An 18,461-nucleotide genomic window follows, 5' to 3' on the forward strand; every position below is an offset into this window, starting at 1 on the left:
AGGCTCAAATTGCGTTAACCGAGAATAACCACTACATCGTTGACACTGCCTTGTGCCATGACAGGAATCACGCTTTCTACTGCTTCGCCATTCACTGTGATTGTTTTCACCCCTTTACTGACGGAGTTCGGGTTTTGCACTGTGATGTTGTAAGTCGCGCCGCGCCATTGGCGAGTGACTTCAAAACCAGGCCAATTGGTAGGAATGCATGGGTCGACGACGAGGCCATCAAAACCGACACGAACACCCAAAATGAAGTTGGTGACGGCAAAGTAGGCCCAACCAGACGTACCTGTTAACCATGGATGGTTCGCACGGCCGTGATCTTGGTGATCTCGTCCCATAATGAACTGCACGTATGAGTAAGGTTCGGCAACGCGCTTTTCAATGATGTCGTTTTGGTTATAAGGGTTTAATGCGTCGTAGAACTTCATGGCTCGATCACCACGGCCAAGCTTCGTTTCTGCAACCCATGCCCAAGGGTTTGGATGTGAGAAAATAGCGCCATTTTCTTTAACACCTTGATAAACACGAGTAACGAAACCGATATCATCATTAGGGGTTGAGAAGGAAGGTGCGTTCAGATGTAAGCCGTATTCGGAGAATAGATTCTCATCAACGGCATCCATCGCTTTTTCACCACGCTCTTGCGACACTGCGCCCGATAAGACGGCGAGTGTGTTTGATTCAAGATGAACTCGACCTTCAGTTTGCTGAGCGGTTCCTATCTTGTCGCCATTTTTCGTCAGGCCACGGATATACCAGCCGCCTTCTTCATCCCAAAGGTGAGTTTCACAAGCTTCACGTACGTTCGCCGCCATTTCGGTATATTTCGCAACATCCTCTGCATTGTCACGGTATTTTGCAAGGTCGATAAACTCTTGCAGCGCCCAAAAGTGGAGGAAAGAAACCATAGATGATTCGCCACCACCTAAGTTCAAGCAGTCGTTCCAGTCAGCGCGTAAGCCTTTGCAGATACCTGTTTGCCCTACGTATTCTGCCGAGAAGTTAAGCGCCGCCTTCATGTGTTCGTAAACCGTTGCATTACCACCATCGGCGTAAGGGATCACTTCATCGAAGAAGGATGTTTCACCCGTTTCCATCACGTATTTACAGATGGTTGGAACGAGCCAGAGATGATCGTCAGAACAGGTATCTTCAATGCCGTGGATCTTATCTTCATCACTTGGCGTTGGTACAACGGTTGGCGATTTTGATGGTTTGACATCCGCTTTTTCTGGATCAAACCAGTCAGGATCAAATAGGTGTAGGCCATAGCCTGCTTTGACTTGACCACGAAGCAGATCAACCAAGCGTTTACGGGTCATCTTCGGGTTTGCGTGCGGTACTGAAATGGCATCTTGCGCCGTATCACGGTAACCAAGGCCAGTACGACCGCCCACTTCAATGAAAGAGGCAAAGCGAGACCACACCACACACGTTTCCGCTTGATAAAGCGTCCAAGTGTTGATCATGGTATCAAGGCCTTCATTCGGTGATTTTACTTGGAATTTCGCACAACGTTCATCCCAATGCGCTTTGATCCCAGCAAAAGCGGCATCGACATTAGCCAAGTCTTGGTACTTAGCACGCAAACGCGCGCCATTGCCTTTACCAATTCCCAAAATATAAGCAAAGCGAACTTCTTCACCCGGTTGGATCACAAATTGTTTGTGCAGCGAACCGCAATGGTTGTAGCAGGTTTGCGCGCTGTTCGAGCAGTGACCACGTTCTACTGCAATGGGATTGGCTTCGTCACGATACAAGCCGAGGAAGGTATCACGTTGTCCATCATAAGAATCTGGATCAAACGTCGAGGCTAAGTAGTAAAAGCCTTCGAAATCATTGGTGTTGTAGTAAAGATCGTACTCAATCACACCCGCGTGATAAGCGGTACCTGCAGAGTAAAGCGACATCTGATGGTTTTGGTTATCGGATTGAATGTGACTAAAAGAGAATTCAACAAACGAAAAAGCGCTGATAGTGCGAGTCTCAGTGGAATCGTTTTTAATGACGACATCCCAAATTTCAGCATCTTCGCCTTTCGGTACAAACAGAGTTTTAGTGGCAGTAATGCCGCTGTATTCACATTTGAATTTGGAGTAAGAGAGGCCGTGGCGGACTTCATACTTCGCTTCTTCTAAGCTTTTTGCTACGGGTTGCCAAGAAATAGACCAATAGTCGCCAGTTGCATCGTCACGTAAGTAAACATAGTGCCCCGGGCGATCAAAAGAAGCGTTCGGGCGAAATTTGGTAACACGGTTATATTCTGGTGAATTGTAAAAAGAGTAACCGCCCGCGTTATGAGAGATCACGGTGCAGAATTTTTCTGTCCCTAAGTAGTTGGTCCAAGGCGCTGGAACGTCAGGGCGTGTGATGACATATTCACGATTGTCGTTATCGAAATAGCCGTATTTCATTGTCATTTCCTTTTAAACAAACTGCGTCTTTTGCAGCCAAAAATTATGCTAGTGAAAACCAAGGAGAGGTAATGCCGACTCCAAGTGTTGTGTTTATTTCCATGGTGCTCGGTAACGGATGCCTTGCTTGTCCAACATAGGCAGATGTCCTTTGAGCCGTGACAGATAATCTTGCCAATCACGATGCACTTTATGGGTCCATCCTGCTTCGGCGAGTGCAGTTAAGCGTGGGTAAATCATGTATTCCATACGCTGTGGGTTATTGATTAATTCACACCATAAAGCGCACTGAATACCGAGAATTCGCTTACGGAGTGGATCGTTTTCGGGCACTTCGGCTAAGGGTTCATAGCGATAGGCTTTTTCTAATGGGGTGACACCAGCCCAGTCAACGCCCGGTTCTTCTGGTGCATAATCTTGAGCAATATCCAGATACGTGTACTGACCGGGTTGTAAAATCACATCAAACCCCTGTTTCGCGCAGTTCAATGCCGCCGCTTCAGAAAGCCAAGAGTAGATAACAGTATCTTTACTGACCTTATTGCCATGATGCGCTTCTTCCCAGCCGACCATGCGTTTGCCAAGCGTACGCAGTTTTTGTTCGGCATAACGTAGTAAGTGTCCTTGTAATTCTTTGGCCTCGGTATAGCCATTATCAGCCATCAGTTGTTGACATTTAGGGCTGTTAATCCAGACCCCATCGGGCACTTCGTCGGCACCAATATGGATAAAGGGGGATAGAAATAGCTCAGAGACTTCTTGCAAGACTATATCTAAGAACTCATACGTACCTTCAAGGGCGGGGGAGAGGACGTTATCGTTATAATATTGAATGCTGCGATAGTGTGATTGATCCTCTTTATCGGCCAGCAGATGAGGCAGAGATTTGATCGCGGCTCGGCAATGTCCGGGAACATCAATTTCAGGGATCACTGTGATACCACGCTCTTGAGCGTATGCGATAACCTCTTTGATCTCTTGTTGTGTATAGAAACCACCGTGGCGCTGCGTTAACAAGCTGTATTGAGGTTCGAGCACTTCATCAACCCCTCGCCATGCACCGATGTCGGTGAGTTGTGGCAGTGCTTTAATTTCGATACGCCATCCTTCGTCATCGGTCAAATGCCAATGGAACGTATTGAATTTGTAATGCGCTAATTGGTTAATAAGCCGCTTAACTGTCTCGATTCCATGAAAATGGCGCGCACAGTCGAGCATCATGCCTCGGTACTTAAAGCGTGGCGCATCACTGATTTTGACGCAGGGGACTAACCACGATTGATCTTGAACTTGAATCAACTGCAACAGGGTCGCGCTAGCATACATAAAGCCTTGATGACCACTCGCCTCTAAGCGAATGCCGGTACGATCGACGTTGAGTTGATACGCGCCCTCGTCAAAGGTCGGGTTAGTGCGGTAGATAATATCAGCGCTGCCAATGGGTTTGGGCTGAAAATCAAATATACGGTTGAGTTCCTGTTGTAACCAAGTCGCAGCTTGCTCAGCGCATGTGGATTGCAAGGTAATCTGGCTCGAAGTCGTTAAGGTGCAATGCCCTGTGCCGGATTCAATCTTGTTTGGTAATGGAATGAGGCTGAGGCTCGCGGCTTCTGTTGTGGGTATTTCACTGCGCTCACGATAAGGCGAGGCGAGAGCAATCGGAGTTACGATCACATCATGACGTTCGATCGGTTGCTCACCATTGCATTGAACAAAAGCGTGCTTTACGCCATCAGTGTAAAAATGGAAAGGGGCGGTTTTGATGCTAAATTCACAGTAAAAATGTGAGTTTGCAGCAAGCACGGTCATATCTGGCGTTAATGAGCAGAAACTGCCTATTTGCACTACGTTGCCATGGGTGATGCTGTCTGGCTGAATGAAGCGATCAATCACAAAATGTAACGACCAGTCTTTTAGGTCTTGATCGCTTAAGTTATGGAACGTTAAACCAAAACGGCAAAATTGCTTCTGTTCTGAGAGTACCGCAAAGTCAATTCGATAGCTCATAGTGATTCCTTAATACAAATTATGCTCGGCTTTGCCGGCAAACATAATCGCGCCTTCGATAGCGTCGAATTGAGGTTGAACAATCCACTGTTGTACTGGTGGAGAAAGCCAATACAAGATACGCTCTGCAATGCTACCCATGAGGCAGATCCGCTTGGCTCCTTTGTTATGAAGAGCGACAAGAAACATTTCGATGTCTGCCGCAGTTTGTTTGAGAAGCTCGATCGCCAGCGCATCACCTTGTTGCGCTAGAGAAAAAATAACGGGAGAGAACTGGCCATAGTCGCGTGGGAGTGCGGTTTTTGACCATTCGACAATCTGATCAACATCGTGGTTAAAATGTTGCATCACATGAGCGCTTAATAATGAAGGCTCGCCGATACCATCTGCAATGAGCAACACGCGCTGGATTAGGCGTAACCCCATGATGGCACCGCTGCCTTGATCGGATATGGGAAACTCACGTCCACCGACCACATGCTGCTGCCCTGCGTGTAAAAATAGGCCACAAGAGCCCGTTCCCGCGATCATAATTGCGCCATCGTCGCCATTATGAGCACCAATACAGGCACCGTAAGCATCTGTGTTGAGCGTTAGTGAAGCAAAAGGATGTGTCTGAGACATAAACGCATGCCATGCGGATTTTTGTTCTGCACCAGCCAGAGCAAGACCCACGTGCATCTGAGCAAAATTCTCTTTCGTCAGCCCGCTTTGGTGCGCCGCTTGAGTAATTGCATCAATGATTGCCTGCATGGCAAGTTCCACACCCAATAAAATATTGGCGCTACCGCTTTTCGCTTCACCTAACAGCGCGCCTTGCTCGTTGCGGATGCGTGCGCGACATGATGTGCCGCCTCCATCAATACCGACATAATAAAAAGTCATGATTGCCTCTCTAAGTCTGGTGTTGAGAAGTGGCAAAACTGGGTTGTGATGGCCAGCAGATACCAAGCACCATGAGGAATCCATTGCTCAGCCCAACGCCAGTTTTGCATCATGTCATCCTTCTGTTTCGCTGGGTTAAAAGCGATATCTTCTTCATCTTCAAAACCGCCTGTAATGCCATTACACACTCCCCCTTTGGCGTTAAAAAAGCCTAAATGGGGTAGGTAGTCTGGATTGTTGCGACCGTGCCCATCGAGCATGCACATATCGTATGGATTTAATCCGATAATCCAGTTCAATGCATTTTGTGCAAAGCGGGTTAAAGGGGCATGCAGATCTGCGTTGACGAAGGCTTGGGCGCGATAAGCCATACACGCGAGCGATCCTAAACGCGCATTTTCGCCTTGCCACCAGTAGCCGGATTCATTGTCGTGAGCGACAAAAAATGCGCAGCGTTTGTCGCCATTCACAGGTTTTACATATTGGCGTGGGTAGCCAAATGGGTTACTGACTTGATGAGTGATGGTGAGCTCAAAGCGGCAAGCATTCTCAATCACTTGAACGACCGATTGTTTGCGGTGTTCTTCTGTTTCAATCTCGAGATATTCGCACAGTGCAATCACTGGTAGCCCAGCTTCGGCGGCGTGATAATAAGGACGAGTGGCATCACTATTGGCTGCCCAATAATGAGCGATGTTAGTGTCGCTGTGTTGATAAGCGCATAACCTTTGTGCCCAAAGACGACACTCAAGTAGATAATTTGCTTGATGAGTTGAGCGATAGAGTTCAACCGATGCAAGCAGAGCGCAATAGGCATCAATGATGTTCTCTTGGCCATCGTCGAGATAGCGCGTGTTATTTTCTTTTAAATGCCAGTAACCATGCTCCGCCGCTGTTAAATAGTGTTCTGAGGTGAAATCACCGTGAACATCTAAACGTGCTGCCACCGCAAGAGCGGCAATCGCAACGCCACCTCCTTGGCGAAATCCGGCTTGATAATCGTCAGACTTGTGGCCGGATTGAGTGGCATAGGCGCAGATCTCTCGCTGCTTAATGTCTTTGCTCCATTTGTCAAAGACCGTTGTATAAAAGAACCCCTCGGGGTTTTGCATGCGGATCAGAAAATCAGCACCAAATAACGCCTCTTCCTTAAGGCGAGTGCGAGAAAATGCAGCAAAACTCGAGTGATGTTCTAGTTGTGCCAATCCCTTTAACATATTCCAAACCACCATTGGGGTTTGTTGAGGGTTTAAATAGTTGGCGTAAGAAAGGTGACTCAGATATTTACTGACGTCACCGGAAGCGTCGTACCAGCCACCGTGTACATCGGCAGTGGTTGATGTACCAAGCAGTGGTACGAGCTTATCTTGCTGGTCGAAAATGCCACCACACCGTTGTGATTTGAAGTAGTGCAATACATCAGAAAACGTTTTTTTCATCAGTATCCCTTCACCAATTTCAAAAATAGGGGAGTGGGTATTTTCAAAACGCAGGTAATACTGCCCTGAACTAGTGTATTGGGAAAAGTCGATCGTATAAAAGCTACCTAAATGCCAATGCGCGACTTTAGCTTGTGGTTCAACAACGAAAGTCGACACCGTTTGATGGCTGTTTGCACAAACAAGCAGGGCGATATCGGAAGAAACACGGAGCGTGTTACTCATTAGTATCGCCTGTTTGGGCCCTTGTGGCTCATAACCAATATGGTTAATCAGTAGCAGCATTAAACATCTCCAAGCCAGATCTTTGATTTCCCGCCAGCACTCAACCCGTCGGGGGCGTGTGCTGACTTTGTTTTATATTTTTTACCTAAGGTATTGAAGCCGATGAGGTTATGTCAGCGGCTTCAATCGCTTAAGGTGTGCGTTAGTGATTATTCAAATAAGTAACAACGAACAAAGTGGTTATCAGACAACTGAGTCACCGCTGGAAGTTGTTCACGACATTTGTCACTCGCCTGCATGCATCGACCAGCAAAAGGACAGCCTGTTGATACCGGGGTCCAAAGTGGAATTTCGCCTTTGTTCCCTTTGAGCTTCTCGTGTATCGATTTACTAGGATCGGGCACAGCGGAAACCAATAGTTGAGTATATGGGTGCTGAGGATCGTGAATGATCTCTTCGGTATCGCCCCATTCCACCATATGTCCGACGTACATGACGGCTAAGTCTTCGGCGATGTAGCGTGCGGTGGCGATGTCGTGTGTGATATAAAGCAGCGACATCTGCTTTTCAAACTTCATCTCTTCCATCAGGTTGAGAACACCCGCACGAATCGACACATCCAACATGGAGGTTGGTTCATCAGCCAGTACCACTTCGGCACCAACCGCGATATTACGCGCTAAGTTGACACGTTGGCGCTGTCCACCAGACAACTGGTGCGGATATTTCGCGGCTGTTTCTTTTGGTGGAATAAGGCCGACTTGTTCCAGTAAATCGTGAACGCGTTCTTCTAACTCTCTCTTATTACCTGACGTCACTTTTTTATGGATAAGCAGTGGACGAGCAATATGATGAAAAATGGTATGAGTTGGGTTGAGTGAGCCAAACGGATCTTGCCATACCATCTGGACGCCTTCGCGATAGTGCATCAGGTCACTGCGTGAAGTGATGTCTAAAATATCGCGCCCTTTGTATTCAATTACACCGGATGTTGGGGCGTACATTTTGGCAATCATTTTAGCGGTTGTTGATTTGCCAGAGCCTGATTCACCCACGACAGCCAAGCCGCGGCTTTTGAACATTTTGAACGATACGTCGTTTATCGCTCGCATCATAGGTTGTTTTAGGGTGTTACTGTTGATTGGAAAATCTTTAACTAGATTTTTCCCCTCAACCAGTAATTCACCGAAATTTTTGCTCATAATTGTCTCCAGAAATTTTTGTAATACAGCTTGTGCTCTACAGTTTCACTTGAGCAATTGGGTCACCGTAAAGGTGGCAACTGGAGAAGCGTCCAAGCTCTATTTGGCGCAAACTCGTTGGAATTTTGGTGCAAGCTTCATGTACGCGATCGCAACGAGCTTGGAAACGACAACCTTGAGGTATATCCAATAAGTTCAACGGGTTACCTGGTATTCCAGTTAACTTCGTTTTAGGGCCTGTCAGTGGAGGGAAAGAACTACCCAGCCCTTTGGTGTAAGGGTGGAAAGGGCTTTCCAGAATCTGTTTAGAAGGAGCCACTTCAATTAATTCACCGGAATACATGATGCCAATTCGATCGGAGAACTCGACCATCAACGACAAATCATGGGTAATGAACAAGATAGAGAAGCCAAACTCTTCTTTCAGCGCATAGATTTTTTGCAATATTTCACGCTGGACAACCACATCAAGTGCCGTAGTCGGCTCATCCATAATGATCATTTTAGGATTGAGCGCGAGAGCAATTGCAATCACCAAGCGCTGACGCATACCCCCAGAGAATTGGTGTGGGTAATCGTTTAAGCGACTTGGGTGAATATCGACAATTTCTAACAAACCTTCAGCGCGGCGTTTAGCTTGTTCACGAGTCATGTTGGTATGGCGCATGATCACGTCACAAAATTGCTCTTCCATCGTCAATACTGGGTTCAAAGCGTTCATCGCACTTTGAAACACCATCGACATTTGGCTCCAGCGAAAGGATTGCATGCGTTCATCGCTGTATTTAATGATATTTTCACCATTAAAAATCACTTCCCCGCCAGTAATAAACGCGGGCGGCTTATGCAGACGCATCAGTGAAAATGCGATAGTTGATTTACCACAGCCAGATTCACCAGCAAGGCCAAATACTTCGCCAGGTGCAATGTCAAAACTGACGTTGCTGCATGCTCGAACATCACCGGCGTCGGTAATGTAGTCAACGCATAGGTTACGGATTGAAATAAGTGGGTTTGTCATGATTATTTATCTCCGCTCCAAAGTGCATTTTGTGGTGGCAGGTCAGGCTGACGCTCTTTCTTATCTTGCTCTGCGAGTTTTTTCCAACGCTTCATTCCTTTGTGTGAACGCAGTTGTGGGTTGGCAATTTCATCGACCGCAAAGTTCAGTAAAGCCAGACCAGTAACGAGCAGAGTCAAAGCAATACAAGGCGCAAGCAGTTCCCACCAAGCGCCAATTAGCATAGAAGAGGACGTTTGAACGTTGTACAACATGATGCCCCAACTGATGGTGTTTGGATCGCCAAGACCAAGGAAGGAGATGGTCGCTTCCATCATGATGGCGTACATCACTGAACCGATGAAGCTAGCGCCAACGATGGAGATGAGGTTAGGTAGAATCTCAACGAAAATGATGCGCCATGATGATTCACCCAAGACTTCCGCCGCTCTGACAAATTCTTTTTCACGCAGTGCGAGGGTTTGTGAGCGTACGACCCTAGCGCCCCAAGCCCAGGAGGTGCAGCCAATGATGAGTGCAATGGTTAATGGGCCGGCCTCTCCAATAAATGCCGCGACCACGAATAAAAGAGGATATTGCGGTATCACCAGCATGATATTCATAGCGGCGGTTAGAATGTCATCGACCTTACCGCCAAAGTAACCGGCAGAAACACCAATCACAGTCGCAAGAAAACAGACGGTCATTCCTGCGCCAAAACCCACGGCGAGTGAGACTCGTGCGCCATACACCACTTGTGACCAAACATCGCGTCCCATACGAGAGGTGCCTAGCACATGGTCTTCACCTTTTGAGAGTAGTAAGGTGCGGCGGTCAGTCGCCAAGTTTTCAGCAATCCAGCCATTCGGATCTGCTTTAGCGGCTTTGACGACAAACGATGGGTACTCGTGTGGATTTCCGGTACGTTTATCTGGCGCATGTTTGGTGATCAGTGGCGCAGCAAGGGCGATGAATAAAAATAGGCCCAAAATAATGACACCGACCATGGCAACGGTATTGCCGCGAATGAGTTTAATGAGATCTTTCATGATTATTTACCTCCCTTGCGTAGGCGAGGGTCTAGTACGACATAAAGCATGTCCGCCAACAGGTTAAAGAACAGCATAAAGAGCGTCATAATCAGTAGCTGCCCTTGCAGAACTTGGTAATCACGAGCGTTGATCGCATTAAATAAAACGGTACCAAGGCCAGGATAGTTAAAGATAATTTCAATGATGAGCTGACCACCGATAGCCATACCCAAAGACATTGATAGAGCGGTGACACTTGGCAATAAAGCATTACGAGCGGCGTACTGGAAAACCACGCGGTTTTCGCTGAGCCCTTTCCCTTTCGCCATCGTGATGTAGTCTTCAGCGAGCAGGTTAATCATGTTGTTACGCATGTTGACGAGAAACCCACCGATTTGTACTAGAGATGCACAGACAAGAGGCAAGAAAGCGTGGTAAGCCACATCTTTAATAAATGTCCAACTTGTCCAATCTGGCATCGTACCAGCAGTGTAGGCATAACCCGTAGGGAACCATTGCAAGCCGATAGCAAAAGTAAACATAGCGATCATCGCAATAACCACTTGCGGAACGGCTTGTATAACCAACATCCCTGGGGTAATAAACGTATCGTAACGACTGCCTCGTTTCCATGCGGCAAAAATGCCCAGTAGAGAACCGATTGAGAACGAGATCACAACCGCAGTACCCGCTAGAAATAACGACCAACCAAATGCACTACCCAGTAATTCATTGACACTTAACGGATAGAACTTAATCGACGTGCCTAATTCCCAACTTAGAATGCTTTTTAAATAGGTCAAATACTGTACGGGTAACGGACCATCAACGAAACCGAGAAGCTGTTTCATCGCTTCGATTCGTTCTGGCGTTACTTGCGTTGTTGCGTTTGCGAACATCATGGTCACTGGGTCTCCAGGCATGGCTCGCGGAATAATGAAGTTCAATGTTGCTGCAACCAGCAACGCGATAAAATAAAATGACAAACGTCTTAAAAAATAACCCATAACTCACACCTTACTCACCCAGTTTTATCCTGTACCTGGTTTCAGGTCGCTCCTAGCGAAATTTAGAGCGAAAAATCCCCTAACGACGAGCGTTATACATTTGCTAGGTATTTAGGGGATTTTATTTAGCGGCGCACGAAGTACGCCGCAAGGAATGAACTTCTACTTACTTAACTGGTTTTAGGTCCAGTACGTGTAATAGACGCTCAGGGATACCAGCCCAAATGTTTGGACGACCCTTAGGATTTTCTTCGTTCCACCAGCCGCTAAAGCGTGCTGTGTTGTATTGGTACATGTAAGCACCTGACATTACAGGGATGGTCACTTGGTTTTCAGCAATGATTTTCTGAATTCCGTGAGCGATTTCTAGCTGCTCATTTTTATCCGCTGTTTTGTAGAAGCTGTCTAGCAAAGTATCTAGCTTATCGTTTTTGTAGAAGTGCATAGCAAAACGAGGCATACCTTCACCTTTCTGTAGTGCAGAGTTGTATGCACTGTTCCAGTATAGATGTGGGTCCGCACCGTGGAAGTAGTTGGTGTAAGCGACGTCATAAGTACCTTCAAGCATTGCTTGGTTATAAACCGCAAACTCTGGAGTACGAGCACGTGCTTTGATGCCTACTTCGGCAAGCTGTTCAACAGCAAGTTGTACTGTGTTGTTGAAGTCAGTCCAGCCATTTGGTGATTGAACAAGTAGCTCAAAAGATTTACCTGATGGAGTATCAACAAAACCGTCTTTGTTCACGTCTTTGAAGCCCGCTTTAGCAAGCAGTTTTTTCGCGCCTTCAACGTTGTACGTGTTGTAGCCTTTGTACTTATTGTGGATGTTTTCATCAGACCAAGCTTGGAATGCATAACCTAAGCCTGAAGCGAAGTCATTAACGGTACCGCCGCCATAGAAAGCGATATCGATAATAGTTTGACGGTCAAGAGCCATAGAGAATGCGCGACGGAAATCAACGTTGCTTAGCGCTTCATTTTTTACTGCATCTGGGTTTTTGAAGTTAACCATAAATGCTTGTGTGCCTGATGGCGGATACCAGTAGTGGTGGCTAGGGCTTGCAGCGGCATAAGTACGGTCAATATCTGGAACGAATGAAGAGGTCCAATCGAGTTCAGAGTTAACAATTTTACCTAGCAATTGGTCATTGTTTGCAATTTGAGGTACACGCAAACAGTCAACCTCAAGGTTTGCAGCATCCCAGTAATTCGGGTTACGGCATTGGATGTATAGCTGTGGAGTGAAGGTGTCGATTTCAGTAAACGGACCAGTACCTACAGGGTTCTCGTTGGTGAAAGTCGCTGGATCTTTCACATCTTTCCATACATGCTCAGCAACGATAGGAACTAACGAGATTTCATAAGGTACGTTTGAGTTAGCTTCACTTAAACGGAAACGGATTTGGTAGTCGTTCAGTTTTTCTACGCTCGTTACCCACTTGTTGATACCGCGTTGGTCGAGTTCAGGTTTATTTTTCAATAAGCCATAAGAGAACACGACATCATCCGCTGTAAATGCTTGACCATCTGACCATTTAACACCTTTACGGATATCAAAAGTAACACTCATTAGGTCATCAGACATTTTAAAGCCTTCAGCCAAACGCATAACGGGTGTATTACCATGCATTTCGTTGAAGATGACCAGTGGTTCATAGATGAAATCAGTGGTCGTACGTAGGTTTGTTGCTAGATACGGGTTAAAGTTACGTACCATTGTAGGGTAGAAATCAGGTACGATCGTTAGCTCACTGCGTGCGGCTGCTGGAGCTGAAAGGCTCGCTGCGGCGGCGATTACTGCAGCGGCTAGCGCTGTTTTTTTAATATTGGCAAGCATAGCTGTTCCTTACTATTTGCTTTCATTTCACTAATGGATATGAATGTCATCAATTGATAAACACTCTCCAAGGCCTACCTCATTGCGTGTTAACAAACCGGAGGAGTTGGTCAACATGAGTGGCCTGTAGACCTTTGGCAGGAGTAAGAAGACACCTTGGAGAGAAAATTATCAATTTGAATTCCCGTTAAAAACGTCAATTTGTAGAAAGTGATCGTTATAAACGTCAATTTACCATCTTTGGTTTGATTTTTACTCTCATTTAGGTCAGTGATCTGCCTCTCATACTCAATTCGATTAACTTATAGTTGTAAGCGCTCGCTATCTTTTTATCCCTTTATTTTTAATGTTTTTTTGTTTTTTTTGTATCATGAGATCTTGCTCACTTATAGTTTTATCGTTAATTTTTTTACTTAAATTAATTCTGCCGAATTGTTGTGATTCGGTTCGCAATCTGGATCTTTATTCATCTTCAATTGAAAATCTGCTGGTGAAATTGCCTAGAAATCAGTTTTTACTTCCAATTTTCATCATCATTTTGCCTCTTTTTTTCTATTGAGAAGTAAGGTTTGTAATATGCAGTGAATAAGGCGTACCAGAGTAATGGATGCTTGAGGTTAACATTGATTAAATTTAACTAGTCATAACTCTGGATGCATCAATGGGGTGGTTGTTCCGTTGATGGTCATGGAAATATAGTGATAAAAAAGCCTGCAGAGTGCAGGCTTAATGGTGTTGATGTACTTAGAGTGATGAGGTCAGTAGCTTTTGCAATTTATCGCGCTGCGCTTCGATGTGAGAGCGTTCAGGGCCGTGCTCCTGACAATGATCAAGAATGTAATCTAACGAATTAAGAACGGTACGCCAGCGAGGTGTTTTAGGCAGTGTCTCGATACGTAAGTACTTGTCTAGTGTCCGAGTCTGTAATGTGCTTCTATCGAGATACACTCGCCATAGCCCACTCTGCTCTGCAAAGGTAAACTTGCTTTGGTTACTGACCCGTTCCCAGTAATCTAAAGCACTGGTCATTGCTTCAACCAGTACTTCGCGCATTAAATCTTGCTTAGATTGACTCTCTCCCGATACTTTGTCGGCGATACGAGTGAACTCGCCACCGAGTTCTTTGAGCTGCTGCAGTTTTTCTTTATCGCCTTCAAATGCGTAACTGGATAGCGCTTCAATAGCGGTTTCAAGGTTATTGATGCGCGCTGCATTGATGTTTCCACCCACGTTAAAGATGTACATAGCCTGCAACCCAGAGCCATCCGGTAGTCGTAACACATCAGCAGACATATGTTGACGTGTATCTTCGACATAGATATCGATATTACCGCAGTAATGCTCTTGCTCGACGACTAAGTATTTGGGGGCGATGAGTTCTTCCGCATTTGAGCGCTTTAGTTGTTCTTGGCTACGCTTAAATAACCGAGCAGCTGCTTCATTTGCAAAGCGGATTTTATGATCGTCTCGAATGCAAATAATCGCCTCAGGAGCAGATTCAAGTTGCTCTAGTAGGCGGCCTTGGGTTTCCAATAAACTGGCCTCTACCATTGCTCTATGCTTCAGCTCTTGTTGCAGTTGGTTGTTCTCAATACGTCTTTGTTCAGCTTTGCTGGCCGTTAAATGCGCCGTAATACGTGCAGCGAGCTCTTGTTTATTAAAAGGTTTCGATAAGTAATCGTTCGCTCCCGCTGCAAAACCACGAACTCTATCGTCAGTTTGATTTAATGCCGTCAACATAATGATAGGTAGCTCGGCATGATCGTATGTTTCTCTTAACTTTTCACAGACTTGGTAGCCGCTTAATCCTGGCATCATAATGTCGAGCAGTAGAAGTTCCGGTTTTTCTTTTTCGACCGCGCTAATGACTTCATTGCCATCTTTAGCGGTGCGGACTTGATAGCCTTCTAAACGTAGGAAACTGTCTAGGACACGCAGATTGACGGGTTCATCATCTGCTATCAGTAGTACTGGGCCTTCTTTATTTTCAGGTAGTGAATGCATTTCAGGCAGTTCAATGTCTGAAATGGTCGGAGATTGGAAGTGGCCAGCTTCCATATAGCTTGTCGATTCAATTTCCGCTTTTGATGCTAATGGCAAGGTAAAGCTGAATGTCGTACCGACCATAGGTTGGCTACTGACATAAAGCGTTCCTTGCATTAATTCGATCAATTGACGGCTGATCGAAAGACCCAAGCCTGCGCCTTGTCGATAACGACTGGCATCTTGCCCTGCTTGAATCAGTGGTTCGAAGATGTGTTCAAGTTGTTCAGCAGGAATGCCTTGCCCCGTATCGACAACTTGGACACGAATCTTGTCATCAACCACATTGGCTGAAATGACAATTTTCCCTTCAGTCGTATATTTAATGGCGTTTCCTACAAGGTTATAAAGCACTTGCTCTAATCGTTGTGGATCGGCAGAGACCCAAATGCATTCATCAGGGATTTGGTTTATTACGCGAATGGGCTTTTTGTTGAGTAGATGGTTAGACAGCTCTAACACTAAGCGTGTTGCACCGGATAGATCAACAGCACACTGTTTGATATCCAAGCTGCCATAGCGCATCTTATGATAATCGAGTAAGTCATCGACCAAGTTTGTCAGCCGTTGTCCACTGCTGATGATTATGCCCAATTGATAACGATGATCGGCGGTGATAGTTCCACTTGACCCAGAGATCAGTGCTTCTGCAATACCGACCATACCGTGCAGCGGTGTTCTTAATTCATGTGATGTTGTGGCTAGGAATTCATCTTTTAGTTTGTTAGCGAGATGCAACTCATCGTTCTGTTTGCGAATTAATTGAATGTTGCTTTCGAGCTCTTTATTTTGCGCTTTAATCAGCTGCATTTTTTCTCGGATTGAACGCTGCATACGTTCAAAACTCACTGCGAGTCGACCAATCTCATCTTTACGATCGGTATTGATAACATTTTCATCTAAATCCCCAGCTGAGACTTTTTCTGCCGCCCAAGTGAGCTTCAGTAGGGGAGAGGTAATAAAATTAGAGAGATAATGTGAAGCGATGACGACTAAAATAATCGCGGTTAGCATGGCGAAAATAAATAACTTCTCAAGCTGATGAACTCGCGCATAAGCCTCTTTTTCTGGTATCTCTACAACCAAAGCCCAGTTGATATTTTTATTTGCAACAGGTGCATAGGCGGCAATGGTTTTCTCATTCAATGTATTGGTGTAAGTACCAACGGCACTCAACCCAGAAAGCGCAAGATTGATCACTTTTTGACTAGTCTCGATTTCTTGCTGCGTGTAAGAGAGTATTCGAGAATGATGATCTTGCCCGACGAGTAAAGTCCTTATTTGCGATGTCGCATTGGTGTCAGCAACGAGCTTTGTGATGCCATTGTTTGGTAGGCGGAACATGGCGTAGCTGTGCAGGTAGCCCTGTTGAATAATGGGCGCGCCAAGCCAAGCAACTGATTGCCCTTCTTGTTGTGAAAAGTCAGAAATAATGACTGGTGTATATTCTTCATTGATTTTTCGTTGTTCGCCAACTTGCTGCTCTAACTGGCGGAATGTTTTACCCAGATTGCTATCTTTGTATTTTCCGGTCAGTAAATTCGTCCCATAGTTGTCGTGCTTATAAACGGAATAAACGACATCACCATCGAGATCCACCAGTAAAATATCGTCAAAATCAGAACGTTTAAGCAGTTCTAAATACGCCCAATGATAGCGTTTGTGCAGTAGGCGATACCGTTCACTGCCTACATAGCTGCTCGATTGTGGCAATATTGACGTTTTTATCTGATCACCAGAACCAGGAATATAACGCTGCTGGGCATGCTCACGAGCTTGATCAATATCGAGACCAAGTCTTTGGAACGCATTGACTAAGCCGTAAAAGCGCCCTCCACTAGCATAAGCTAACTCTGAACGGACAAACCCCATCACTTCTGATTCTTTGGCCGTGAGGTAATCGAGAACTTGCTGTTGCTTAGTGTCTCTGACTGACAATAAGTGAGACGTGCTTTGTTCTTGAAGATCTTTAGTGTGTGATTGCAGAAAAAAAATGGCAGTCACAGTTAAAGGCGTGATGCTCAAAACGAGAAAAGCCAGCATAAGAGTATTTTGCAGGCGCTTAAATTTTTGCTTACGAGAGAACCTAAACATAGAAAAAGGCATTACTTTCCGTGAGGCTTTAACGGCATGAGGTAGTCGTTAAAGTGAATGAAAAAAACAAAGAAAACCTAAAGTGACGAAATTAACGAGTTTTTTTACTTTGACAAGTAAGTCCTGTGGAAAGCGTGGTCACTAACGCAAAATTCGTAAAAATCATCCAGTTTAATGACCAATTGAGAGTGGATTACACTTATTGTTGCGACTTTTGTAATGTTTTTTTTGCGTGGTAAATGATGAATTTGTTAGTCTTATTTAACACCTCGCAATGACCATAAGCCTGTTCAATCAGCGGGGTATATTTAAGAAAACTGTTGGCCACAATAAAAAGTTCGCCTTTTACTGTTTGATGGCTTGGTGCGTTAGCCAGTAAGGCTTCTGTCGCACTATAGCTGGTCTCTAATCCGGAGTGGAAAGGGGGGTTTGAGACGATAAATTGATAATCTTTAGCGGTATCTGAGTAGACATCAGAGGCAAATACATTCCCTGATATGTTATTTGCTATCAAGGTTGCTTTGGTTGATTCAATCGCAAGCGCGCTGATATCGCACAGTTCAATCTCGATATCTGGGTTTAATGTGGCCATTACAGTACCCAGTACACCAGCACCACAACCAAAGTCGAGAACTTTTCCTCTCAGTTTAGGTAGTGTATCGAGTAACAGTTGGCTGCCGAGGTCAAACTCGCCATGACTAAATACGCCAGGTAAACTTTTTACAATCAGTGAGTGTTGCTGATACTGCACCTGATAAGTTTTGAACCAGTCTGCAATTTGGAAGCTTGGTGGCTGCTGGGTGCATTGCCCCCAATAGAACGAACAGCGTCGAGCTGAATCATACTTTTTAACCACCCCATAAGCTGCAAACATTTTTTCAATGCTTTTTATGCCCGATCGGTTTTCACCCACGACCACAATCTCAGTCTCTTTGCCCAGTTTGGCCAACAGCATCGCAAGCAGATATTCAGCTTCCTGCTTCGCTTTGGGCCAGTAAAGCAGAATCATGTCAGCATCGGTTTTTTGCTCAAATTGAGCGCCAAAATGACATGTAATTTGCGAATAGGATTCGAGTTGGCGGTAGTAACCATAATGAGTGGTGAACACCGAAACAGAGCGACAATGATTAGCTAACTCTACAGGAAATAAATCCTCCGCTTCTCCAGCCACTAAAAGATGTTTTCCTTCGAAATAAGCAAGCTGACGCTGGGCAATTTGACTTGGTGCGGTGTAACTGGACATAGTGGGCTCTGCGCTAAAAAAGAGGGGC

At 45.5% G+C, this 18,461-nt stretch carries 11 protein-coding genes; all 11 read right to left on the minus strand.

Annotated elements, in window-relative coordinates; all coding sequences use genetic code 11:
* Positions 1-14 precede the first annotated feature (14 nt).
* The 11 genes from AACT42_RS22280 to rsmC all read right to left on the minus strand — a co-directional run bounded on the left by AACT42_RS22280 (position 15) and on the right by rsmC (position 18,433).
* Positions 15-2,420, minus strand: coding sequence for a GH36-type glycosyl hydrolase domain-containing protein (locus AACT42_RS22280; RefSeq protein WP_094133026.1), 2,406 nt, complete (start codon positions 2,418-2,420; stop codon positions 15-17).
* A gap of 93 nt (positions 2,421-2,513) precedes the next feature.
* Positions 2,514-4,427, minus strand: coding sequence for a beta-N-acetylhexosaminidase (locus AACT42_RS22285; protein ID WP_094133024.1), 1,914 nt, complete (start codon positions 4,425-4,427; stop codon positions 2,514-2,516).
* A gap of 9 nt (positions 4,428-4,436) precedes the next feature.
* A complete protein-coding gene (locus AACT42_RS22290) occupies positions 4,437-5,312 on the minus strand; it encodes an N-acetylglucosamine kinase (RefSeq protein WP_064624438.1) in 876 nt (291 codons plus the stop codon).
* The gene (locus tag AACT42_RS22295; protein WP_094133022.1) at positions 5,309-7,036 is read right to left on the minus strand and encodes a glycoside hydrolase family 9 protein; all 1,728 of its coding nucleotides are present in this window, start codon (positions 7,034-7,036) and stop codon (positions 5,309-5,311) included. The genes AACT42_RS22290 and AACT42_RS22295 overlap by 4 nt, the downstream gene beginning before the upstream one ends.
* A gap of 149 nt (positions 7,037-7,185) precedes the next feature.
* On the minus strand, positions 7,186-8,178 hold the full coding sequence (locus AACT42_RS22300; protein WP_013857643.1) for an ABC transporter ATP-binding protein: 993 nt from the start codon (positions 8,176-8,178) through the stop codon (positions 7,186-7,188).
* 37 nt (positions 8,179-8,215) lie between these two features.
* On the minus strand, positions 8,216-9,199 hold the full coding sequence (locus AACT42_RS22305) for an ABC transporter ATP-binding protein (RefSeq protein WP_013857642.1): 984 nt from the start codon (positions 9,197-9,199) through the stop codon (positions 8,216-8,218).
* Between the two features lie 2 nt (positions 9,200-9,201).
* Positions 9,202-10,227 (minus strand): ABC transporter permease, encoded by a 1,026-nt coding sequence (locus tag AACT42_RS22310; RefSeq protein WP_013857641.1) that lies wholly within the window; start codon positions 10,225-10,227, stop codon positions 9,202-9,204.
* 2 nt (positions 10,228-10,229) lie between these two features.
* Positions 10,230-11,216, minus strand: coding sequence for an ABC transporter permease (locus AACT42_RS22315; protein ID WP_013857640.1), 987 nt, complete (start codon positions 11,214-11,216; stop codon positions 10,230-10,232).
* A 166-nt stretch (positions 11,217-11,382) separates the two neighbouring features.
* Positions 11,383-13,053 (minus strand): ABC transporter substrate-binding protein, encoded by a 1,671-nt coding sequence (locus AACT42_RS22320; protein WP_013857639.1) that lies wholly within the window; start codon positions 13,051-13,053, stop codon positions 11,383-11,385.
* Between the two features lie 744 nt (positions 13,054-13,797).
* Positions 13,798-17,190 (minus strand): response regulator, encoded by a 3,393-nt coding sequence (locus tag AACT42_RS22325; protein WP_026028236.1) that lies wholly within the window; start codon positions 17,188-17,190, stop codon positions 13,798-13,800.
* Positions 17,191-17,389: 199 nt separating this feature from the next.
* A complete protein-coding gene (gene rsmC / locus AACT42_RS22330; protein WP_094133702.1) occupies positions 17,390-18,433 on the minus strand; it encodes a 16S rRNA (guanine(1207)-N(2))-methyltransferase RsmC in 1,044 nt (347 codons plus the stop codon).
* Positions 18,434-18,461: the final 28 nt, after the last annotated feature.

Source organism: Vibrio sp. V15_P4S5T153, from assembly GCF_963874485.1.
GTDB classification, from domain to species: domain Bacteria; phylum Pseudomonadota; class Gammaproteobacteria; order Enterobacterales; family Vibrionaceae; genus Vibrio; species Vibrio anguillarum.